The following is a 26,060-nucleotide window of genomic DNA, read 5'->3' as shown; positions in this document are numbered from 1 at the left end:
AATGATTCGTTTTAAAAATGTTGATTTAAAATATACCGATAAAATTATCTTAAAAAATGTCAATTTAGACATCACGACCAATTGCATTCTTGGTTTAATCGGAAAAAGCGGAACTGGTAAGAGTACAATTTTAAAATCCTTTTTCGATTTTGAATTAATTACTTCAGGTTATTATTTATACAATGGCGCTAAAATACCTAAAAACAAGTTAAAAAAGTATAAAAACGACATAATCTATATTGCTCCTGATGATAATTTAATAACTTCTTTAGATTTTTATAAAAATTTACAACATTTTTACAAAAAATACAAAAATCCTTTATTTAAATGACTTAGAATTTTCACCAAGCAGCAAAAAGAAGAAATTTTTCAACTTTGCAATCATTTTGGAATGTCAGAATTTATTTTTAAACCAATAGAACAGCTTTCTGCTGGGCAAAAACAACGTTTTGCTATCATCTTAAATCTCCTTAACGACACTAAAATCCTCCTATGTGATGAGTTAACTAGTAATTTAGACATCACTAATGCCAAACTAGTTTTTGACTACCTGCAAAGTATTAAAAAAAATAAATATATTATTATTGCACTGCATAACCTTTCTGATGCAGTTAAATATATTGACAAAATCATTGCAATTAAAAATCAAGAAATTCAAAAAATATATTATAAAGGTGAATATGATCCTGATGAGCTAAGGAAATATTTTGACTAAAAAGAAATTTTTAGTTAAAGTTTGACAAAAAACTTTAACTAAATGAACCCTATTAATAACCTCCTTAATTATTTTATTTATATTTATATATCAACTTAACATCAAACCATCAAAAATTGGTTTAAAGCTTTTTTGGGTTAATTTAAAAAATCTCTTTGAATTCCGTTCTAATTCACCTGATTTTATTAATGAAAATTTATGAATTTTAAATATTAAATATATGTGAATTACCATTAAATCTGTTTTTAGTGGAACCTTTGTCGGACTTTTGCTTGCTTTTATAACTGCTTATTTTAGTTCATTAAATTTATGAAGAAAAAACTGATGAACATGAATTGTGCGAATTGCTATTATCTTATTACGTTCAATGCCGATTTTGGTGCCAATAATGATATTCGGATCATCTTATCAAAAAGATATGATTGCGTTTATGATTTTTTGATACACAACATGATTATGATTGCATCGATATTTTTGTGATATCTTTGAATCAAGTAATACCAAAAAGTTCTGACAAGATATTAATTTAGGAATGTCACGTTATAAAAGCTTTTATATCAATATTGTTTTATCAAACAAAAACAAATTTATAATGAACTCCTTATTAGCAATCGAATCTAATATCCGTTGAAATTCTATTTTAGGTTCAGTCGGGATCTATGGAATCGGATTTGTATTCAATTTTTTCAAGGAAAAAATTGAATATTTAGGAATAAGTATTCTTTTTGTTGTTATTTTAGTTGGTTTTTTTGAGGGGATTTTAATTTTATTTAATAAATTTTTATTTGTTTCACCTAAAATTAAAAATCCATCAGAAAAAACCCCATATTCATTAGCATATAATTATAAAAAAATCCTTAAATATCTTATTTTTGCAGTTTTTTTCGCTATTATAATAACAAGTTTTGTAGATTTATCACAAACAAAAGTTAATATAGAGTTTTTAAAATTGTGATTTAACAACTTGTTTATTTTTGATTTTTCAGAAGTTACTATAGATCCAAATATATATAATTCTTACTGAAGTATCTTCAAACAGACCTATATAGCGATTTATTTAGCATTCTTGCTGGCTATTTTATATGCAATCTTGATGAGTGAAAAATTATTTAAACCGATTCAAACATACTTTTTTAAATTATTTATAGTGCTATTAAAATCAATCCCTGTTTTAATCTTTTTTATATTATTTAATTCAATCTTTTACTTTGAAACTGCAATTATTTTAGCCGTTATCATCATCGCATTTAGAGCTATGAGCAAGCAGTTTTCAGAAGTTATTAATCGAATCGATGAAAGTAAAGTTAAACATTGAAGAAAACTAGGTTATAGCAGATGATTTATTTATAAAAACATCTTGCTTCCTATGTATAAAAAGGCTATTATTTCCTTACTGCTCTTTGAGAGCGAAGGAACTTATCGAAATTTCATAACATATGGGGTGTTTTCTAACATTATAATTTACACATATATAAGTCGTTATGAAGAAAAAGAAGAATTTGGAAAAATTATCCCTGCTTTTTTACCGGCTTTCTTTATTTATGTACTACTTGAATTATTATTTTTACTTTATAAAACATTTTTACTGCACAAATTATGAAAATGATTATGCGAACTTGTTATAAACATCTATAAAAAGTTGTGTAAAAGATTTAAAAAGCAAGTTCAAACTTATTAATAAACTAAATCAAAAGACAATTTATTTTAAAATTAAGATTTTACTTTTAAAATAAATAAAAAATTAACTACTTTAAGATAATTACAAAGCATCTAAAAAATAAAAATCAACAACTTTTTCTCTAAAAAGTCCAACTATTTTAAGACTTTTTGGAGATTTTTTTCTAAAATATTTGCATACTCTTTACTTTATTTTATGGTATAATTTATTTCACTTTTTATGTTTTTATGATAATACCACAAAAATGAAATTCATAAAAAAGAAAATTGCAATTTTCGAAAGGGTTAAAATGGAACAAAAAAAATATCGAATTCGTAAATTTGGTCCAAAAACTGAACGTAGAGATTATTCTATCACCAAACAATCTCTACCTCTTTTTGATATTCTTCAAACAAACAAAGAATCTTTTGCAGAATTTATGAAGAATGGTATTCAAAATGCATTAATGGAAATTTATCCTATTACAACTGGACAAATTAGACTTGAGTGCTTAAAATCTAGTTTTGATGTTGAATTACCATATAAAAAAATCACTAGTGAAGGTGATGAAATCAACAAATGTAAAGCTAAAGGTATGAACTTTAGTGCAAAAGTTTATGTTAATTTAAATGTAGAAAATGTAAAAACCGGAGTTGTAAAACAAGAAAGAGTCTTATTAGGAGAAATTCCATATATAACTTCTGGTGGTAGTTTTATTATTAACGGTTCTGAAAAAGTTATTGTGAGCCAACTTATCCGATCACCTGGTGCTTATTTCGGATTAGGTGTACGTAACAAGCAATCAGATGACTTGTTTAACAAACTTGAAATTTTGCCAAGAATCGGTTCATGATTTGAAGTTTCGCACAAGGTTACTTCATCGAATCTGGATGTTGTAAAAGTTAAAGTCGATAAGAATAAAAGTATTGCATTAGGTACCTTGCTTGGTTCTTTTGGATTTACTCCAAAAATGCTGTATAAACTTTTTGGTAAGAATGAATTGCTAGTTGAAACCTTGAAAAAGGATAAAATTCTTGGTAATGAAGAATATAATCAACAAGAAATTATTGATTTTTCACAAGAGGAAATCTTCAAAACCATTCGTAAAGGAGATCGCGAAACAGCAGAAGCAAAAAAATCATTGCTTCCAAGTATGTTGTTTGATAAAAAAAGATACAACCTTTCTGTAACGGGTCGTTACATGCTTAATAAAAAACTTTCTTTAGTAGACCGTATTACTAAAACATACCTTGCTGAAGATTTAAAAACAAAAAACGGTGAAATCTTATTAAGCAAAGGTTCATTTATTGATTATAAAAAAGCACGAGAAATCCAAGGATGATTTAATACACGTGTTCTACCATCAGAGAAGTTAGAAGACATCGATCCAGAACATGTTTATCATAAAGTTTATCGTCCTGCTAGTGAAACAAATTCACATCATTACGAAAACCATCACGGATACAATAATCCAGAATTAAGAAAACGAACTAAAATTATTAAAGTCAAAGTATATCCGTCTAAAAAATGAATGGAAACTAAGCCGGAGCAACCTATTATTATAATTGGTAATGATCCTAAATCAATCGAAACACACTTATTAATTTCCGATATTGTTGCTGCTATTAGTTACTATTTCAATCTTACTGTTGGAGTAGGTCAAGATGATGACCCGGATTCATTGATTAACAAAAGAATTGTTTCTGTTGGTGAATTATTGGAAGCACAATTGATGATTGCTTTAGCAAAACTTGAAAAAACTACTCGCGAACGTATTGGTTCAAAGGAAGCCGAAAAAGTTACTGCAAAAAACGTAACTAATAATAAACTCATAACCAATCAGATGAAAACCTTTTTTAACTCTTCAAAACTTTCACAATTTATGGATCAAATTAACCCATTAGCAGAAGTTTCTAACAAACGCCGTGTTACATCATTAGGTCCTGGTGGTCTTAGTCGTGATACAGCTCAATTTGAAGTTCGGGATGTTCATTCAACTCACTATGGAAGAATTTGTCCGATCGAAACACCTGAAGGACTTAATATCGGTTTGATTTTAAACTATGCAACATTTGCACAAGTTGATGAACTTGGATTCTTAAAAACCCCTTATTATAAAGTTAATAATGGCGTTGTTGATTATAACGATGTTCGTTATTTAACAGCTGCCCAAGAAATCGGATATTCATTTGCCCAATCATCAGTACAAATTGATGATAACAACAAAATTATTACTCCTACACTAACTATAAGACGTGATTACAACTATATTGTTGGAACCCCAAAAGATGTTGATTTTTTGGAAGTGTCATCAAAACAAATGGTTTCCGTTGCTGCTGCAGGTATACCATTCTTAGAAAATGATGATGCTAACCGTGCACTGATGGGATCGAATATGCAACGTCAAGCAGTTCCATTAATAGAAGCTGAAGCACCTTTAATTGCAACTGGAATTGAAGCAGATATTGCTAAATACTCTTCTTATAACCTTATTGCAAAAAACTCAGGAACTGTTACATATGTTGATAGTTCAAAAATCTTTGTAAAGCGTAGCGAAAGTGGTGTAACTGATAAATATTCACTGCGTAATTTTGAAAGAAGTAACCAAGGAACAGTTATTCAGCAAAAACCACTAGTTCGTAAAGGACAACAAGTTAAAGCTGGAGATTTATTAACTGATGGTTCTTCTTTTAAGGACGGTGAATTAGCACTAGGTAAGAATGTTTTAGTTGGTTTTACCACTTGAAACGGATACAACTTTGAAGATGCTGTTATTATTAACGAAAGACTGGTTAAAGATGATGTTTATACATCTATTCATGTTGAAGAACAAATTATCCAATTCCGTAGTTCTCGTGCTGGAAACGATATATTAACAGCTAATATCCCACAAGTTTCTAAGCATTCGATTCGTCATCTTGATGAAACAGGTATTGTAAAAGTAGGTTCCGAAGTGTTACCCGGTGATGTTTTAGTGGGTCGCACATCTCCAAAAGGTGAAGAAAACCCTTCACAAGAAGAAAAGTTACTTCAAGCTATTTTAGGAAGTCGTTCAACCGGAATTAAAGATACATCCTTGAAAGTAAAAAATGGTCATGGAGGAACTGTTATCCATGTTGAAGTTCTTTCAAAAGAAAATAATGATGTTTTAGAAGAAGGTGTAGAGAAAATTGTTAAAGTTTCAATTGCACAAAAACGTAAGATTAAAGTTGGTGATAAAATGGCAGGTCGCCATGGAAACAAAGGTGTTATTTCAATTGTTTTACCAGAAGAAGATATGCCATATTTAGAAGATGGAACACCACTTGATATTATGCTTAATCCACAAGGGGTACCATCACGGATGAACATTGGACAAATCTTAGAACTTCATCTTGGAATGGCTGCTCGTAAATTGAACACCAAATTTGTTTCCCCGTCTTTTGATGGAGTAAAAAAACAAGATATTGAGGCCGCATTAGAAGAAGCAGGATTAGATAAAACAGGTAAACAAATTGTAATTGATCCCATTACAGGACGTAGGTTCGATAAACCTATTTCTGTGGGTGTAATGTATATGCTTAAACTTAACCATATGGTGGATGATAAAATGCATGCTCGTTCTGTCGGTCCATATTCACTAATTACTCAACAACCTCTTGGAGGAAAATCACAAAATGGTGGTCAAAGATTTGGTGAAATGGAAACATGAGCACTTGAATCATATGGTGCAACCAATGTTTTACAAGAGATATTAACTTATAAATCCGATGATATTTTAGGACGTAATGCCCTTTATTCTGCATTAGTTTCCGGAAAACAACTACCAACTCCAGGAACACCTGAATCATTTAATGTTTTAAGTCACGAACTTAAAGGTTTAGGAATGAAATTAGAACTTTCTGACACAATCGATGAAAGCGACCAAATAACCGAATTTGATATGATTCAATTTGAAACAGGAGGTGATGATGAATAATACTTTTGATAAAAAATCACCCATCAACAGAATTACCCTTTCACTTGCTACAAAAGCAGATGTTGAAAAATGATCTTATGGCGAGGTAACTAAACCTGAAACCATTAACTATAAAACATATAAACCAGAAAAAGATGGACTTTTTGATGAATTAATCTTTGGTCCAGTAACTGATTATAAATGTCCTGTGTGTGGTACTAAATACAAAAAAACTGATGAAAATCAAATCTGTACTAAAAATCCACAATGTGAAAAATATAAACCAGTGATTTTACCCAAAATTTCACGTCGTAGTAGAATGGGACATATCAAACTTGAAAACCCTGTTGTACACTTTTGATTTTTCAAAATTGATCACTCTATTATTTCAAAACTTCTAGGTCTTAGAGTTCACGATAGTAATAAACCGGTAACAAAGGCTGATTTAGAAAAACTTATTTATTATAAATCTCATATTGTTTTAGAAACAGGTAATTTAAAATCACTTAAAAAGAATACTATTGTAAATATTAACGAAGCACCTGAATTTTATCTTGAAGTTCTTCGTGAAATGTTAACATTAGAATACGATGATCCAGATGCTATCGAAGAAATTCAACAAACATTAGATGAACTGCTTGAATATGCACAATCTGAAGATGGAAAATCATTTGGAATTGACTTTTATTCTTACAATGAAGTTATTGAAGAATTTACCGATGCTAAAATTGGAACAGGTTCAAATGCTATTGAATACCTACTTAAACATATTGATTTAGAAGCAGAAAGAGCAGCAGTTCAAGCTGATATTGATGCAATAAACTTAGAAATTGAAGAAAACGGAGTAAATAATTCTGCTTCAAAAATCCAAGAACGAACCAAATTATACAAACGTCTTACTATTATAACTTCATTTATTCGCTCTGGACAAAAACCTACCGATATGTTAATTTATAACTTACCAGTTATTCCTGCTGATCTTAGACCATTGGTACAATTAGATGGTGGAAGACACTCAACAAGTGATATTAACGAACTCTATCGTCGCATCATTATTCGTAACACCCGTTTAAAGAAATGAATCGAACAAGATGCTCCAATGTTAATCAAGCAAAATGAATATCGGATGATTCAAGAAGCAGTTGATGCTTTAATTGACAATGGTAGAAAAAAACCAGCTCCGGTTTCTTCAAAAGATGGACAACCACTTAAATCTATTTCAGATGCTTTAACAGGTAAGAAAGGGCGCTTCCGTCAAAACTTACTCGGAAAACGTGTTGATTATTCAGGACGTAGTGTTATTGTCGGTGGTCCTAAACTTAAAATGTATGAAGTCGGTATTCCTCGTGATATGGCGGCTAAATTATTTGAACCTTGAATTGTTCGCGAACTTATTTCTAATGAAGATGGGGTTACAAGTGTTAAAACAGCTAAAAAACTCATCGAAGGTCTTGATCCAAGAATTTGACCATATGTAGAACGCGCAATTGAAGATAGACCGGTACTATTAAACCGTGCTCCTACCTTACACCGTCTTTCAATCCAAGCATTTTATCCTGTATTAATTCGTGGAAAAGCAATCAAATTGCATCCGTTAGTAACAACAGCATTTAATGCCGACTTCGACGGGGATCAAATGGCAGTACACATCCCAGTTAGTGATCAAGCCGTTCTTGAAGCAAAAGAATTAATGCTTGCTTCAAAAAATATTTTAGGTCCTAAAGATGGTGAACCAATTATTAACCCGTCACAAGATATGATTTTAGGACTTTACTATTTAACTATTGAAAAAGCAGGTGTTAAAGGTGAAGGAAATTATTATGGTTCATTCGATGAAATGATGCTAGCTTATGAAAGAGATTATCTAGATTTACATGCTCGAATTGTTTTACCTATTGCTGCATTAAATAAAAAATTCATATCAGAACAGACCAATAAACCTTATATTATTTCATCAGTTGGTAAATTTATTTTAAATCAAGCTTTCCCAGATGAATTTGAATTTGTTTTTGGTAAATACAGCGAAAAAACATATAAACAAGATTCTGATGGTAAAGAAATTGTAATCGAAAAAGAAGTAATTCATACTTCTGAAAATGCTTTAGATCGTTATACACTAAATTATGGTGAAAACTTTCGGGATGTAATTAAACATCTTGAAGTTACCCGTGGATTAGCTAAAAAAGATATTGCAAAGATAATTCGTAAAATTTACGAAAAATATGTGTATGTAGTAACCAAAGAAGATGTCGCTAACATAATTGATGCTACAACTTATTCAAACTACACTTTTAGATTAAATGATTGTGAAGCATTGCGTGATTATAATGGTGATTATATTCCATTAGAACATGCTAAATTAATTAACACATTTTTAGTTGAAGAGTTTGAAAAAATTAATTATAACAATCATCTAAAAGGAATTGATAACTCATTAGTAAGTTGAACAATCGATGAATATACAAAAGTTTTAGAAAATGTTTGATTCAAATATACAAATTATGTCGCTACAATTTTAGATAAAATTAAGGACTTAGGTTTTCAATATTCTACCATTTCTGGAACAACTATTTCGATGAACGATGTTAAGACATTAGAATCAACCAAGGAAAAAATAGTAGAAGGAGATGAACATACTGCAAAACTGCGTCAATTCTACGAAGATGGATACTTAACTGATGATGAACGCTACAATTTAACAATTCAGCATTGATCAAAGGTTAAAGAAGAAATTGAAAAAGAACTTAAAAAAGTTACACAATCAGATATTGAAAACCCATTATTTATGATGATGACATCAGGAGCCCGTGGTAATGCATCAAACTTTACTCAGCTTGCTGGTATGCGTGGTTTAATGAGCAACAACACCAAAATTTTAAAGGCTGATGCTGAAAATGATCGTGTGGTTCGTTCTACAATTGAAATCCCTGTTAAATCTTCTTTCCTTGATGGACTTAGCGCATATGAATTTTACTCATCAACTCACGGGGCGCGTAAAGGACTTACCGATACTGCTTTAAATACTGCTAAGTCTGGATATTTAACACGTAGATTAGTAGATGTCGGGCAAGGAATAGTTGTTCGTGAAGAAGATTGTGGATCTGATTTTGGTTTTGAGGTTAAGGCTATTAAAGATACCAAAACTGATACAGTTATTGAATCATTATGGGATCGGATTGAAGGTAGATATACCAACTCTGCGATTCTTGATAAAAACGGAAATATTGCAGTTGAGGCAAACATCTTAATAACTCCTGATATCGCAGATAAAATTACCAAGGAATTAAAATTAGAGAAAGTAGATATCCGTTCTGTATTATCATGTCATACACGTAATGGAGTATGTAAACACTGTTATGGAAAAGACTTAGCAACCAATCGTGTCGTAAGTACTGGTGAAGCGGTCGGGGTTGTTGCAGCTCAATCAATCGGGGAACCCGGGACACAACTTACAATGCGTACATTCCATACTGGTGGGGTTGCTGGGGTTGAAGATATTACCGGAGGATTTGGTCGTCTCATCGAGCTTATCGATGCTTATGATTTTCCGTGAGGAAAACCTGCTATTATTTCAAAAGTTTTTGGTAAGGTTGTTAAAATCGAACAAGCTAAAAACCGTGATACAGGACAAAAAACAGATATTTATATTGTAACAGTTCGTTCAACTGCACATAATGGTGAAATTATTGAAACACAATATAACGGAAAACTTTCTCAAAAATTGCGTGTTAAAAAAGGTGATAATGTTGTTCCTGGACAAAAGATTTTCGAAGGCCCTATTATCTTAAAAGATCTTTTAGAAGTTGCTGGACCTCGTGCGGTGCAAAACTACTTACTTAAAGAAACTCAAAGACTTTATCGTCTTCAAGGAATTACAATTGCTGATAAATATATTGAAATTATCATCCGTCAATTATTATCAAAAATTATGATTACTGATCCTGGGGATTCAAAATTCTTTAATGGTGCATTAATTGATACATTTGTATATCAAAAAGAAAACGGAAAACTACTTGCTGCAGGGTTAAAACCTGCTTATGGTGAAGTGAAAATCCGTGGAGCAAAACAAGTACCATTACTTTCAGATTCGTGGTTGTCAGCTGCTTCTTACCAAGAAACTGCTAAGATATTAGTTAACTCTGCTGTTGGAAATCGTGTTGATAAACTTGAAGGTTTAAAGGAAAACATCATTTTAGGACATAAAATTCCTGCTGGAACAAACAGTAATTTTGAACTAAAAGGAAAATATGATATCCGAAATCCCAGAACCTATTTTAAATCAAAATATGATCCGAATGCTCCTATTGATAACGATACTTTAGATAACATTCATGTAGACTTCGATGAATTAACCGAATCATCTTATGAAGATCAATTTGAATCAGTGCATGACAATGACTTTGGAGAATTTGAATACGAAACATTTGAATAAAATTCAACACTATAACATGTTTGTTATAGTGTCTTTTTTATTGATAAATAAGTTATGTGTCTATTTTAGCTAGATATTTTTTACGACTAAATTGTATTTGTTTTATCTTCTTTAATATTTCTTCATCTTTGATCTGTAAGAAAAAATTATTTAGGTTTATTTCTTGTGTATCCTTTATATCCGAATAACTATTTTCTCTTACAATCTTTAACATAGCCTTTACATTTATATCATTATGCAAATAATAAAGAATACTTCATAAATCCCATGTAACAACTTCTTCATCAGATAAATTTATTTTTACTTCTTTGAATGCTTCTTTATAGAAATTCAATTGCTTATAATCATATGTAATATGCTCAAAATTGCCTTCTATTAAATTTTTTAGTATTACATCTAAATAAATAGAAACTAACTTTGCATTAGTTGTTATAAATCAAGTTTTATCAATCTGTTGCATTATATTAAGATAATAATTAAAATCTTTATTATTAATATTTTTTATCATATTAAAGATGCTATCCATTAAATAAAATTCACATGATATTCTATAAACATTTTTCTTCTGAATATAGTTTTTAAATAATATCTCTTTATTTATAGTTATTTTAATTTCATTTTGATTTAGTTGATAAATTATTTTTGGTTTTAATACATCATTTATGTTAATATCATTGACTTTTGAATCTGTTTTATAAAAAATTAAATTATTTTTATTTATTTGTATATTTAATATTTGTAATCCCGAAACTTCTTCAGAAACCAAACCATATTTATTTAGTATTCTTGCAACTTTTAAAATTATTTTTTGTTTTTCATCAATTAATAAATTTTTAAAAGTCCCAAATTTTAATCTAAGAATCATATAAACTTGTAATGCATAAGAAGCATACAGCCTTAGATTATGTCTATACATATAAATAAATAAAAATTTAGATAAAAATCTTGCTAATAAATATAGAAAAATTATTGAAATTCCTAACATAACTCAACCGACACCATAAAAAATATCTAAATATATAAATAATCCAACATTAACTAATGATGCTATATATAAAAGCGATAAGATTATCAAAATTATATAATAAAACATATAAGAGTGTACATCATACCTTATCTTAAATTTATAAAGTATTGTATTTTTATTAGAGGATGCTATGAATTTATTCATTTAGTTTCTGCTTCACTTCAATATCTATTTGCTAACACAGATAATCTATATGCTTCATTATGATATATTCAATAAGAAATTGAAATTTTATAAATTCAGTGAACCTCAGATGATTTATTATACAATTTCATTAATACATCGGAAATTAAATTCATTGATACTCTTTTTTGAAACATTTGATCAATGACTTCTGCATATGCTTTTACACTTTCGCTAGGTATTTTTATTTGTGAAATTTCTTTTATCACCTGTGACAATGCATAAGCGAATTTTACTGGTGCAGCTAATTGCGATGGCAAACTATCGGAAGCTTCTATAAATGCATCAAATGAATCGGAAGCTCTATTTAAATTTTCTGAAATAAATGCAGCAACCTTGCTTATAATATTTTGCATAAAATTTCTATATGAAATAACATTATAAACATATGAACGAAATGATGAATATAGACTCTTTCATTGATATTCGCTTATATAACTATTAATAATAAATTTATTTTTATATTCATTCGAAATATTATAAGTTCTATTATAAAACCCTTGTAAATTTACTCAATCAATTGATCTTTCATTATTTGTATATCTTTTAGATTCTATAATTTCACGTACAGTTTTTAACGGGTTTGTCTGTTTTTGTTTAGCTATCTTAAAAAGACCTTCTAAGATGTCTTCTACATCTGAATCATTATATTGCTTTGCAAAATCTTTTTCTTTATTTTTTAATATTGCTTCAGTAATTCGTAATTTAATATTTTCTTCATCAGATGTTAGCATCTTTGCATTATTAATTTTTTCTTGTAATGGATAAACAATCATTTTCTCTCCTTTTTATATATATTTATTATATAAAAAATCTTTTAATATTTTGAAAATAAATTTAAAACAAATATTAAATCATTTTAATTATGAAAATAATATGAGAAACAAAAAAATGATTAATAAACAAAAATAAAAATTGTATTAAAATATATTCATGGATTTATCATTATTATTTCAATTACAAAAGAAACTGGATCAAAAAATAGAGCAAAAGCAGCAACTTAACCATCCTGAACTCACTAAATCAGATGTTTTAACCCAAAAAACCTTAGCTTTAATGATTGAAGCAGGTGAATTTGTAAACGAAGTACAAAGTTTCAAATATTGGAAAATTAACAAAAATGTTAATTTAAGAAATGTTACTGAAGAATTTGCGGACTTATTACACTTTTTAATCAACCTTGCTTATGCTTATGATGTAAATCCATTTATAAAACCGAGACAAATTTCAGATGATATCAATCAACAGTTTCAACAACTTTTTATAGGCATTGGTAAAATTATGCAAATGGCCAATAATGCTGATATACAGAGTTTGAAGACTCAAATCACAAAGGTTTTTGAAATTGCATTAGGGAGTTTTGTAATGCTTGGTTTTACATATGGACAAATGATTCAGGCATATTTTTATAAAAATCAGAAGAATTTTAAACGCTTATATAGCAATTATTAATTTAAATAATAATGATTATTACCAATATTTTTGGTAAAATATAAAATAATTAGGAGATATAATGAAAAAGATTTTAGTTATTAATGCAGGTAGTAGTTCAATTAAACTAAGCCTTTTTGATAAGGATACTTTAAAGTTAATCGCGAGTGGGCTTGCTGAACGAATCACCTTACCTAAAGGTAATATAACCATCAAATTTAATGGACAAAAACACGAAATAGATGTTGTGATGCCAAATCATGAAGTTGCAGTTGAAGAAGTATATAAATTAATGCAACAAATCAAATTAATTGAAGATAAAGCAGAAATTGAATTTATCGGATTTAGAGTAGTACATGGTGGAGATTATTTTGCTTCTACAACCAAAATTACACAAAAAGAAATTGATTTAATTTCAGAATGTGCAATTTATGCACCATTACATAATCCAGGTGCTGTGCAAGCGATGCAAGGTTTTAAGAAAGTTTTTCCAGATGCTAAATTAAGTGCAGATTTTGATACAGCATTTCACCAAAGTATTGAAAAAGTTAATTATACATATGCTATACCGCATGATTTAGCAAGCAAATTTAATATCAAAAAATATGGTATGCATGGTATTTCACATCAATTTATTACTGAAAAACTTGCTGAAATTCTAGGACAAAAAACTGTTTCTTTTGTTAATTTACACCTTGGAAATGGAGCGAGTTTAGCTGCAGTTAAAGATTCGAAATCAATTGATACTTCAATGGGACTTACTCCATTAGCAGGAATTATGATGGGAACTCGTAGTGGTGATATCGATCCATCTATTCACCAATTTGTCCTTAAGCAAACTCAAATGGATATTAATGCATTCACTGATTTATTGAACAAAAAAAGTGGTTTATTAGGTGTATCAGGTGTTTCATCTGATATGCGCGATGTTCGTAATGCAGCAGATTCAAATCCACAAGCAAGATTTGCTCTTGATTTATATGCTCAAAAAATTGCGGATTACACTGCTATTTATGCAAATAAGATTGGTTATCACCTTGATGCACTAGTATTTACAGCAGGAGTTGGTGAAAACTCAGCAGCAACTCGACAAGATATAGTTGATAGACTTTTCTTTAAGAAGATTAAGTTAGATAAAACATTAAATGAAGGTTCAATCGGTGATTATCAATTAATTTCTACACCTGATTCAGAAGTTAAAGTTTATGTAATTAGAACAAACGAAGAATTGGTGATTGCACGTAATGCCAAAGCAATCTATAAAAATTAATTCAGCATTGTATGCTGGATCTTTTAACCCTATACACAAGGGACATTTGGATATAATTCGTAAAGCAGCAGATCTATTTGACCATATTTATGTTGTAGTAAGTCAAAACCCAGATAAACCTAGTAACGATTTTAAAACTAATACTGCTATTTTGAAAGAAAAAACTAAATTTCTTGATAATGTCAAGGTTTTAGAAAATCAAAATATGCTTACTGCTGAATTTGCAAAAAAACTTAATGTTAAATACTTGGTTCGCTCAGCACGTAATCAAACTGATTATGCATACGAAATTGATTTAGCTTCTGGAAACAAACTACTTAATTCTCAATTAGAAACCATATTAATTATCCCTGATGAAGACTACCTACAATACTCATCTGCATTAGAAAGAGCAAAAAATGTTTAAATTTATCAAATCGGCTACTAATAAAAGCAACTGATATGAGCATTCAAATTATGAAATCGCATTCTGAGGACGCTCTAATGTTGGTAAAAGTAGTTTGATTAACACGCTAGTTAATAATAAAAAATTAGCAAGGGTTTCTAAAACACCAGGTCGAACACAACTACTTAACTTCTTTGAAAATAATAAAGGTGCAGTATTTGTTGATTTACCTGGTTATGGTTATGCAAAAGTTTCAAAAACTCAACAAATGCAAATGATGCAAATGATTGAAGATTATTTAATTAATCGTAAAAATTTAAGATGTGTATATTTATTAATCGACAGTCGTCACTCTATGACACAAAATGATAAAAATGTGGTAGAATTTTTATATTCAATTAACTTACCTTTTATACCTGTATATACCAAAGCAGATAAGCTGAATCAAAAGGGAAAAAGTAAGTTATTAAAGAACATCAAAAGTGAAATGCAGCAATATAATTTTAATAAATATTACATTGTTTCTTCAGAAAATAATTATGGGATTGATAATTTATTATTAAGTATTAATGAAACATTGGAGGTTTAATGAAAAAAGTTAAGATTCTACTTCTTTCTTGTTTAGGTGTTGCTTCAACCACTGCTTTTGTAGCAGGTATTACAGTTGCAAGTTTAAATAAAAATAAGGATACATCATCATCTGATGTTATTAAAGATGCAACAATTAGCAATAATGTTAAATATAAAAATTATGCAAGTTGAGATTTTGGATTTAAACCAGGTAATGAACTAGAAAAGAAAATGTCATCTGAATTAGCAAGCAAATATGCTACAAATCCTTTGTATCGCACAGGAACAACTGTGATAGATAACAATTACTGATCAGATCAATTACTACCTAAAACAACTTTAGATCAAAAACAACTTAATACATTAGATTTTTATGCATTAAACCATTCAAATGTTCCATTAAATGTTTTTTTAGACATCAAAAATACTAGTGATGGCAAAAGAGAATCAAACAGTGAAAGTGAAGGTTATAACTTAAATTTTTATTCCTTTGCAAATGACAAGGATGGAATTTTATATTTACAAATTACCTTTATCCCAAATGCTAAAAATAAAGATCCAAAAACATATAGAACACTTTATCAAATTAAAGGTTTTAAACAAATACAACTTACTGATATTGATCAACTGATGTATTTAACTCCATCCCTTAACAAAGATTCTGATATCTATAAAAACGCTAAAACTTCAGAAGATATAAAGCAAAAATACGAAGCAGACAAAGATGATTTAACCAAGAAAACTAATTTCATTAATTCGCTGCTTAATATAAATAAAAATAAACTTGAAATTGATTATCAAAAGACAACTCTAGATTTTGACAAGGATAAGTTAAATATTAAATTTATAACACATCCTATTATCAATTGAGCAAAAGTTAATAAATTAGATGATTCACAAGTTTATGATCAAATTTCTAAAGAAATTGATGTTCAAATTTCCCTTGAAAAATAAACCTTTATGAGGTTTATTTTTCATTATAAAAACTTTTTCATTTTTCATATCAAGACATTATATTGATGCTTATGTAATCATGAAAATCTTAAAAAAATCTACTTTTTACATAGATTTTAGATTAAATTTTATAAAATATTAATACACACATTTGAAAATTTAAAAAAGGAGTATATGAAATTCAAAAAATGATTCACTACTATGTTACTTTCAACTGTAACATTAACCACTGTTTCTTGTGGACAATTTAAAGAAAGTTTAAAAACTAACACCCCAAATGATCCTGAGGACCCGAATACAACAGATAATACAACCCCTGAACAACCTAACAAAGATTTACAAATGCAAAATTTTATCAACATAAATCTTAATAACATTAAAAGCAATTCATATAATAAATTAATGTCAAATGTTAGGAATTGACTAATCAATCAAGATCTTAGTGATGAAGAAGTTGTGTCAAAATCTAAATTACTAAATAACCTTGTCTTACAATTAAATGAATTCGATTCTAATAAACAAAATTACGAAGAATGAGCATCGCTATTGACAGAAACCAAATCATTTTTAAATAATGGTTTTAGTGATATTGATTTATTTTTGAATCAGTTAAAACAAAAAATTAATAACATCCAAAATATAGTTTTAGATGATAAAGGTCCTGAATATAGAAGTAATATTAAGGATATTTTTGAAAATAATTCATCTATGTTGAATCAAGTTAATCCAATTTTCGATAAACTTAAATTATTTTTGTTAAACAAAAATAATTATGTACCACATTTAAATTCAATAAACCATAATTTTTATGATAATCTACGATATATAACTCAATTATACAATCAAATAATTACACAAACATATGAAAACACTGCAAATGCTATATATTCTTTTGATAACGAACTTGAAAGTGAAATAAAGTCGCTAGATAAATATTTAAATCAAGGTGAATTTGAGAACTTTTTTGATCTAAAAACAACTGATAATTTATTGGAAAAAATCAAAAGTATCCGTAAATTACAAACAGGAAAAGTGGAGTTTTTCAGTTTACAAGAAAATTCATATAAATCCTACCTTCATAAGGTTAATGCATTGAATGATTCAGATGAAGTAATTAATTCTAGTGTTTTTGAATTCTTTTATAACAATAGATATACATTCTACATAAAATTTAGAAATGATCCAAATAATGAATTTTTAACTGAAGCAAAAACCCTTAATGATAAAATTAATTTTATAAAAACCATGCAAGATCAATATTTTAAAAATTCACAAAACACTTTGTTACAAAAAATCAACGATGACATCGATTTGTTCATAACGTCTATACCTGGATACAATGAATTTGAAAAATTAGACAATGATTTAGATGCTCAAACTGATAAATTAAAAAAATATATAACAGATAAAGATTTGATTCCAAGTGAATTAAAAGACAGAATAAAAGAATTAAAAGAAAAAATTACAAATGATAAGTATATTGATGATTTTCAAAGAGATGAATTATTAAATGAGTTATCACAAGTGATAACACTGAATCAATTCACAAAAGTACGGAATAAAATAAAACAAAATGATAAAAACATAGAAGATGATAAAAAGGCATTACTAACACAAATATCAAAAATTCAAGCACCACAGAGTTTTTATAACTATAATGCTACTAAAATATATTTTTTATCAGATGCAACTTCTTATGATAATTATAAAAATAATTTATGAAATTTTATAACATCTTTTAATAGTGCAAAAGATGCATATCAAGCATATAAGAATAAACGAGATAAAAAACAAATAGATACCAATGCTTTATGGGATTTTTTACACTCAGATATTACTTTAAATGCTAATAAAATTTATAATTTTATAACAGATAAATTTCAGGATTTTGACTATACAAATATACAAGAATCTATTAATACCCTCAATAAATTTAAACAACTAATTGATCAAACTTTAAGGACAGCAGGTGTTTTTAATCAAAATGACTTTGATTCTAAATTAAATACACAAGCACAAGGAAACGATCATATAGAACTTTCTGATGATGCAAAAAGATATGAATTAAATAATTACCTATATTCAGCATCCATAAATAAAAATAATGCAAAATTTTATTTGAATAACTTTAACACAGAGTTTTTAGATTATCAACCAGTAAGTTTTGAACTTAAAAACAATGACAAGAATACTTTGATTATTCATTTAAAAGCATTCTTAAAAAATGATCCAAGTTTCTTTACAACCATTGATAAAGAAATAACATTTAGCAAAGATGTGAACCCGATTATTAATGAAATTACTTTAAATAATTTAGATCAATTCTACCAAGTTGATTATTTCAATCTTAAAAAACTTACACTTCAACAATGACAAAACTTATCATTGCAAGATAAAAAAAAGTATTTTAAACCGAAAACAAGTGGTGTTGGCAAATTCTTTAAATTTGATATTAGTCAATTTATAAAATACGAAAATTCTAAGTTATATTTTAAATTTGATGTACTTTTTGATAGACAAATTATCAAAACTTCAGAATTATCAACTGATTCTACAATTCTTTTTTCTCAAAATCCAAGTAATTCTGATGCAATAAATTTACAGGCTATGCTGGATTTATTAAACAAAAAAGATGGAAATGTAACTTTTTATAACTTGCTTAAAATAAAAGACGGAAGAAATTGAGGACACTCTCAGTATTTAGCATCAGAAGCTAAAAAAGCATTTGACGAATCATATGATTTACCAAAATTCGGTAGATACCAAATGATAGTAAAAAGTTCAAAGGTTAAAAACCTACGAAAAGGTGAAGCATTATTACAATTTTCTTATAGTATCGATGGTGTCGAAGCAAATGTATCAAACGAACAACTAAAAAATTGAGAAAGGGAATTTCCTTATTTCAAATTGCTTGATTTTGAAGATATTCTACCCAAATCAGGTAATAATATGACAGATTCAGATTTTACAGGATACACTTCAATTGATGCTAACCATCAAGCAATAATTGATAAGTTAAATGAAACTAATTTTAGCATTCGTAAAAATGATGGAAAACATACCAATGGTCCGAAATTTAATCTTTTTGATGCTAAGGATTTTATTGCTGCAAATGTTTTCAAAAAAGCTAATTATTTCATCAATATTTCAAATGGGGTAGATAACAAAGCAACTAACTTAGATGATCAACTTTATGTTCCTTATCAAACTAATATAAATCCAACTGATAATCCTGTCAATCCACTTGATAATGAGCAACGAAAAACATTAATATTAAACTACTTTATCTACTTTTACGATTTCAAATTAGAAGGAAAACGTGGTTTGAAATTTAAGCTCGGATTCATCAATAAATTTGATTCAAATAAAAGATATTCTAATTTTAAAGAATATCATCTTATTAATCTTGTTAACGATTATAAACAAGTTCATTATCCAAATATTATTTTAAACAACATCCAACATAGCAACTTACAAATAAACCAGAAAGAAATAGCTAAAAATTCAGCAAAATACTTTGCTAATCATCTTGATCAACTAAATGAATATATAAAAGTTACATCAAACAGAGATGATCATAACTTTTTATATAATAATTATCTTTTCCCAGAAAATCAATATAAAATTGTTGCTATCGGAGGATATAAAAATGATACTGCATATATAAAACTAGGTTATACCAATATCGATAATCAACTAGTTACAGCAAATGTATGATATAAAATAACAGGATTTAAAAATACATCGGATGTTGAATCGCTTGATAAATTAACTTTTGGTTCTGATAAATTACAAGAAATTTATCATCAACCAAACCAAATAGAAAGAACAAGAGTAATTGAGCCATATTGACAGGATGCGATTTGAAACTATGATGCTAACTCCAAAATTGCAGGCTGAATCTTAAAACGTAAATATCTAGAAAAAACCTTATTGAACCCTCAGAATAAAAATAATCAAGTTTTAACTCATATATATGGTGGTATTTTGGCCAAAAATACTTCTATAAGTGGTTTTGATATAAATTTTGATTTAAATAAATTAATCGATGCAAAACGATTAAATTTTAGATATGATTTTAATCATTCTGAATATACAGTAAAAATTAATGTTCAAGTGCATTGAGATGCAAAACAAGGTGTTATTTATCAAATTTGAACTGATAATAATACAGATATTGTAGTCGATCAAAACAGAGATATAAAATTTGATGAGAACAGTAATTTTAATCCGAAACAACCATTTATTATAAATAACTATGGAGCAAGAGTTAAAATCAAATATACATCTGATTCAGCATCGGAAGACTTTGGACAAATAACAAATGAATTTGATTATACTAATACCGAGCTTTCTTCATACTCTACCCCATTAGTTATATATACTAAACCGCAATATCTATTTGATACAGATACATACAATCCCAACATCAATGTAGTATATAAGCTTCATGATGGATACAAAATGAATTTTGATTACATTAGAACCAAAAAATATATTAATGATCCTCTTATTAATAATACAATTTTTAGATCATTTTTATATACAGCAAACGGTGCTAAACATATCGGAAGTGCATCAATGTTAGCAAAAGTTAACGATGATCCTAATGATGGTAGATTTTACTTTGCCACCAACTGACATGTTGAAAGAGTAAATAATTTTGCTGAATTCAGTGGTGAAAACTTACCAAGACGAATTAACTCACCATATTTGATTATTCCAATATGACAACCTGTTCCAGGTTGACAAAACGGATACCGTTCTGGACAATTTGATAACTACTCAAATGTTACTGTTGGGTATCGATACTCAAGAAATACTCCAAATTACTCAGTAGGTAGTCAACCAATAGATTTTATTTGATCAGGTGTAAATCAGATCCAAAATGATGGAAAACAAAAACCTGGTGATTTCTTCGATGAATCAATTATGATTTTGGATATCAATCCTATTATTCAGCAAGCTCGCAGATTAGGACAAATTGATAAAGTGATTTTCTTTGAAAAATGATTCAAAATACCGAGTGCAAAATTTGATTTTAAATGACAATATACCACTGCTCCATATGATATGCAATTTGATACAGCGATGATGGGATGACCTGGACAAAAGGAATTTGGTTATTTAATGCATCGCATCACACGTTCAACAGATACTAACCAATTCGATGTAGCAATGCAAACTAATTTCTTGCCTTTACTTTCCGAATCAGGACACTCCGGTGCTGGAAACTACTTAGCAGGTGATATTATGATGGGATTGTTAAATGCTGGAGGTGGTTTTGATTTTACACGTCATCAATATTTGGATGCATATAATCTTAATTATATGGGTATTAACTGAAATAGGCAAAATCCACTTGCTCTACCTAACACACATTCATTTGCTTCACAGATATTTAGATTAAATTCTATTAATCCTGATAAGTATGCAATACCTTGATTTTTAAAGGAAATAAAATAATTGATATAATAAATTGTTATAACTCAAAGAATACCAAAAAAAGAACTAAATAAGTAAAAAACAGTTAGTTAAAAAATGTATAATAAAGTTATGAATGAATTAGAAATTTATATAACTAAAAAAGAAGAAGAAAATTTTGATAAATTTTTAGATAAATACCTAAGTTCATCTGTGTTTAAATTAAATGATGAATATTATTTTAGAAAAAAATATAAAGCAAAAGTAAATAAATGCTCAATATCTTATAATAAAATTGACTTCTCTGATACGAATGATTTTGAGTTACTTCATCAATTAATAACCGAGACGGTTATCAATACTTTCGAACTTCTTCAAAATAATTGATCTGAAGAAGTAGAAGATTTTAAATATATTAATGCAGATGATACACATATTTATTACTTACTACGTCATTGTGAATATGGTATAAATGATATATTTGACTTTTTTTCTAAATTATTTATTTCATTATTAGAATGTCACAAACTTATTAACGGTAACAAAAGAATTGCATATTTCTTTTTGATAAACTTAGTCCGTTTTTGTGGTTTTTACTTCAAATTAAGCACATCAAATAAAATTAATATTTATAAATTAAAAAATGAAAGAGTAGTTTATTGCTTCGTATATAAACTTCAAAACAGAAATTATGAAGATGTTATAAATGATTATAAGAATCTAAATAACAGTATAACAGATTTAACTGATGCAGATTATTTGAAAAAGTGCATTGAAGAAATACAATTGAAATATGAAAATTTACCAGTAAAAGAAAGACAAGAAAGGACAAAAACAGAAATAAGTAATTGAATAAAGAAGAACATTGTAATTTCAAATAATACTGAAATTATTACAAAATAATTGAAATTATGTATAATTCTGAAAAATTAATGTAAAATATATATAAATTTTAAATGGAGAGATTTATGATTATCAATAAAGGTAAACTTACTATAGAAAATATTAAAAAAAGAGCAAAATATTTAAGGGATTATCCAACCGATCAATGACTTAAAGACATAGGACAATGAGAAGAAGTGGATAGAATAATGAAAATGCTCGCCAAAATGTAAACCTGTTCTTGTGTATTGAACAGGTTTATTTTTCAACAAAATCTAAAAAGTTACACATCATTTTAATTCAAAAACTAATCATGCAAAAAAATCAACTGATTAAACTGCACAATTTGCCCAAAGTCAAATAAACTATAAAATGATTAAAAAAACCAGAAATAATAAGGTCTTTAGTCATTATTCTATATAATTATATTAATATCAGAAATTAAGGAGCAAAATGTCAAATAAATATTTTAAAACTTTAAGCAAACAAGAACTAGCAAATAAAATATGAAATGCAGCAAATGAATTAAGAAAAAACCTTGAAGCATATAAATACAAGGACTTTATCTTATCATTTTTATTTTACAGTTTCCTTTCACAAAAACAAATTGATTATATGTTAAATGATTTGGGTTTATCAATTGAAGAAATCTCAAAATTACAGTCAAATTATAACTTATTAGGATTACCTAAAAAGGAAACTGATGAAATCGAAACACAAATTGATGAAATTAAAAGATATTTAGGTTACTTTATTTTTTATAACGACTTATATCAAGTATGAACCACAAATAAATATGGTCAACAAATCGACTTTAGCATCAATAATATGGAAGATGCTTTCAATAGATTTAACAAAAATATTTATCAAGATTATAAATATCAAAATCTATTTAGAGATATTATCATTACAACACCTGAGGATTTAAATAATCTTGGAAGTAACAAACAAGAACAAACCAAAAATGCTAAAAAGTTAATGGAACAAATGAATGAAATCCCGGTAACAAAACAAAACTATGATGTTTTAGGTTATGTATATGAGTTTTTAATCGGTAAATTTGCTTCAACTGCCGGAAAGAAAGGGGGGGAATTTTATACACCACATGAAGTTTCAATTTTAATGTCAGATATAATTTCATATAACTTTAAAGATCGCGACAGAATTAGTATATATGATCCTACATCTGGATCTGGTTCGCTGCTTTTAAACATCGGAGAAGCATTTAAAAAGTATGGTAAAGATGAAAATTCTGTAACATATTATGCTCAAGAAATTACCAAAGCGACTTTTAACCTAACTCGGATGAATTTAATAATGAAGAACATTAATTCAGCTGATATTAATGTTCGTAACGGTGATACACTCGAAGAAGATTGACCTACTATTGAAAATGGTGGGAATATTATTTCTGTAGATGCAGTTGTATCAAATCCACCTTACTCACAACACTGGCGCCCAGAAGGAAAAGAAAACGATCCTCGTTATAACGAATACGGTTTAGCACCTAAATCCAAAGCAGATTATGCTTTCTTATTACACGAACTTTATCACCTTGCTACCAATGGGGTTATGGCTATAGTATTACCTCATGGAGTATTATTTAGAGGGGGTAGTGAAAAAGAAATCCGCAGAAAACTGATTGAAAATCAAAAAATTGAAACTATTATAGGGTTACCTGCTAACATCTTTTTTGGAACCGGTATTGCTACCATCATAATGATTTTAAAGAAAAACAAATCAGATTCAAACATCCAATTCATCGATGCGTCCAAATTATTTATTAAAGATGGTAAAAATAACAAACTTGAAAGCTCACATATTAAAAAGATTACCGATGCATATAAAGCCAGAACAGATATTGCTAACTTTTCAAAGGTTGTTTCTTTACAAGAAATTAAGGATAATGACTTTAATTTAAATATATCAAGATATATAGATAACTTTGAAAAAGAAGATACCTACGATTTATATGCTTCAATGTTTGGTGGAATTCCATTAACAGAATTAAAACAACTAAATGATTATTGAAATACTTTTGATTCTCTCTTTAATCAATTAACTACCAAAGTAAATGATGCATATTATAACTTAATACCTAAGGAAAAGATTTCTGAAGCCACCAAAGATAATTTAGATGTTAAAAATTACCAAACACACTTTAAGCAAATTGTTGCTGATTTTAAAGATCTTACAAATTCATTTGCTACATCAGTAGATAACATCAAAAAAATCAAAGATATTGATTTAGATAATGCTATTTCAAATTTTGTATTTGAAAAACTTAATGATATTCCATTATTAGACAAATATGAATTATTCCAAATCTTACTAGATTATGTACATAAAAATATCAAACCTACTATTGATATAATCAATGAATATGTTGATGCTGATTTTAAAGTCTTAATTGAAGAAACTACTGAGATTGAAACAACTAAGAATGAAAAGATTTCAAAATTAGAAAGTCATTTGATTAATATCGATGTTATTAGTGAAAATTATTTTGCTTACTTAAATACCAAAATAAAAGATATAAATGAAAAAATTTCTAATTTAAATTCACAAATTTCTTCAATTTTAGAAACTATTGATGAAGAAGATAAAAATGAATCATTATTTAGTAAATCTGGTGATTTTAAATTCCCAGAAATTTCTAAATATCTTAAAAAAGCAGATAAAAATCAAGATGAAGAATCATTTGAATATAAATTATTTAAAGCAGATGATTTAAATAACCAAAAAGTTTCAATAAATAAAGAACTTAAAGAACTACAACATCAACTTTTCTCTGCAGTTGCTAACTTCCTACAAAATATTAGTGAAGAACAATTTTTAGAACTTATTAAAATACAATGAAATAATAATTTTGAAGACATCATTTTTGAAAAACATAATGTAATTATCAATAACTTAATTTCTAAACTAGAAACACTTTCAGATAAATATTTTGATACTTTAAGTGATATTAATAACCAAATTGCTCAAAAAGAAAATGAACTTATTGAACTTCTTTCTGATCTTAAAGGTGAAGAATCAGATATGCAAGGTATTTCAGAATTAATTAAAATTCTAGGGAACAAATAATGTCAAAGAACATTCTTGTTCCTTCTTTACGATTCAAAGAATTTACTCACGCTTGAGAACAGGATCAAATTAAAGAACTTTTTGATATAACACGTGGTTATGTTTT

Annotated in this window: 15 protein-coding genes; 13 read left to right on the top strand and 2 right to left on the bottom strand. The window is 27.9% G+C overall.

Annotated features, from left to right (window positions below; genetic code table 4):
- Position 1 precedes the first annotated feature (1 nt).
- The 4 genes from ACXYRP_RS00075 to ACXYRP_RS00060 all read left to right on the top strand — a co-directional run bounded on the left by ACXYRP_RS00075 (position 2) and on the right by ACXYRP_RS00060 (position 10,741).
- Positions 2 to 715, top strand: coding sequence for an ATP-binding cassette domain-containing protein (locus ACXYRP_RS00075; RefSeq protein ID WP_458614925.1), 714 nt, complete (start codon positions 2 to 4; stop codon positions 713 to 715).
- Positions 708 to 2,393: an ABC transporter permease subunit gene (locus tag ACXYRP_RS00070; protein ID WP_458614924.1), complete on the top strand. Its 1,686-nt coding sequence runs from the start codon at positions 708 to 710 to the stop codon at positions 2,391 to 2,393. Before ACXYRP_RS00075 ends, ACXYRP_RS00070 begins: the two co-directional genes overlap by 8 nt.
- Positions 2,394 to 2,682: 289 nt before the next feature.
- Complete coding sequence (gene rpoB, locus ACXYRP_RS00065; RefSeq protein ID WP_458614923.1) at positions 2,683 to 6,330, top strand: DNA-directed RNA polymerase subunit beta; 3,648 nt, start codon at positions 2,683 to 2,685, stop codon at positions 6,328 to 6,330.
- Complete coding sequence (locus tag ACXYRP_RS00060) at positions 6,320 to 10,741, top strand: DNA-directed RNA polymerase subunit beta' (RefSeq protein WP_458597288.1); 4,422 nt, start codon at positions 6,320 to 6,322, stop codon at positions 10,739 to 10,741. Before rpoB ends, ACXYRP_RS00060 begins: the two co-directional genes overlap by 11 nt.
- 52 nt (positions 10,742 to 10,793) lie before the next feature.
- Here ACXYRP_RS00060 and ACXYRP_RS00055 read toward each other — a convergent pair whose 3' ends face one another.
- Positions 10,794 to 11,912 (bottom strand): hypothetical protein, encoded by a 1,119-nt coding sequence (locus ACXYRP_RS00055; protein ID WP_458614922.1) that lies wholly within the window; start codon positions 11,910 to 11,912, stop codon positions 10,794 to 10,796.
- The gene (locus ACXYRP_RS00050) at positions 11,897 to 12,727 is read right to left on the bottom strand and encodes a hypothetical protein (protein WP_458607285.1); all 831 of its coding nucleotides are present in this window, start codon (positions 12,725 to 12,727) and stop codon (positions 11,897 to 11,899) included. Before ACXYRP_RS00050 ends, ACXYRP_RS00055 begins: the two co-directional genes overlap by 16 nt.
- 157 nt (positions 12,728 to 12,884) lie before the next feature.
- On the opposite strand from ACXYRP_RS00050, the gene ACXYRP_RS00045 reads away from it, so the two are divergent.
- The 9 genes from ACXYRP_RS00045 to ACXYRP_RS00005 all read left to right on the top strand — a co-directional run bounded on the left by ACXYRP_RS00045 (position 12,885) and on the right by ACXYRP_RS00005 (position 25,954).
- Positions 12,885 to 13,403 (top strand): dUTP diphosphatase, encoded by a 519-nt coding sequence (locus ACXYRP_RS00045; RefSeq protein WP_435130350.1) that lies wholly within the window; start codon positions 12,885 to 12,887, stop codon positions 13,401 to 13,403.
- Positions 13,404 to 13,464: 61 nt separating this feature from the next.
- Positions 13,465 to 14,652, top strand: a complete 1,188-nt coding sequence (locus ACXYRP_RS00040; protein WP_458597285.1) for an acetate/propionate family kinase — start codon at positions 13,465 to 13,467, stop codon at positions 14,650 to 14,652.
- Entirely contained in the window at positions 14,627 to 15,058 is a 432-nt protein-coding gene (gene coaD / locus ACXYRP_RS00035) for a pantetheine-phosphate adenylyltransferase (RefSeq protein WP_458597284.1), read from the top strand. The genes ACXYRP_RS00040 and coaD overlap by 26 nt, the downstream gene beginning before the upstream one ends.
- Positions 15,051 to 15,626 carry a ribosome biogenesis GTP-binding protein YihA/YsxC gene (yihA, locus tag ACXYRP_RS00030; RefSeq protein WP_458607284.1) on the top strand — a complete coding sequence of 192 codons (576 nt, stop codon included), beginning with the start codon at positions 15,051 to 15,053 and terminating at the stop codon, positions 15,624 to 15,626. The genes coaD and yihA overlap by 8 nt, the downstream gene beginning before the upstream one ends.
- Positions 15,626 to 16,561 carry an MAG1430 family protein gene (locus tag ACXYRP_RS00025; RefSeq protein ID WP_458607283.1) on the top strand — a complete coding sequence of 312 codons (936 nt, stop codon included), beginning with the start codon at positions 15,626 to 15,628 and terminating at the stop codon, positions 16,559 to 16,561. Before yihA ends, ACXYRP_RS00025 begins: the two co-directional genes overlap by 1 nt.
- Positions 16,562 to 16,735: 174 nt before the next feature.
- Complete coding sequence (locus tag ACXYRP_RS00020) at positions 16,736 to 22,027, top strand: MGA_1079 family surface serine endopeptidase (RefSeq protein ID WP_458614921.1); 5,292 nt, start codon at positions 16,736 to 16,738, stop codon at positions 22,025 to 22,027.
- A 90-nt stretch (positions 22,028 to 22,117) separates the two neighbouring features.
- The gene (locus ACXYRP_RS00015) at positions 22,118 to 22,888 is read left to right on the top strand and encodes a hypothetical protein (RefSeq protein WP_458614920.1); all 771 of its coding nucleotides are present in this window, start codon (positions 22,118 to 22,120) and stop codon (positions 22,886 to 22,888) included.
- A 53-nt stretch (positions 22,889 to 22,941) separates the two neighbouring features.
- Positions 22,942 to 23,100, top strand: a complete 159-nt coding sequence (locus ACXYRP_RS00010) for a hypothetical protein (RefSeq protein WP_458614919.1) — start codon at positions 22,942 to 22,944, stop codon at positions 23,098 to 23,100.
- Between the two features lie 220 nt (positions 23,101 to 23,320).
- Positions 23,321 to 25,954: a type I restriction-modification system subunit M gene (locus tag ACXYRP_RS00005; protein WP_458614918.1), complete on the top strand. Its 2,634-nt coding sequence runs from the start codon at positions 23,321 to 23,323 to the stop codon at positions 25,952 to 25,954.
- The last annotated feature ends 106 nt before the right edge of the window (positions 25,955 to 26,060 follow it).

Source organism: Mycoplasma sp. 5912, from assembly GCF_054353835.1.
The sequence above is the reverse complement of the archived record's forward strand: the minus strand, read 5'-3'. Positions and strand labels throughout refer to the sequence as shown.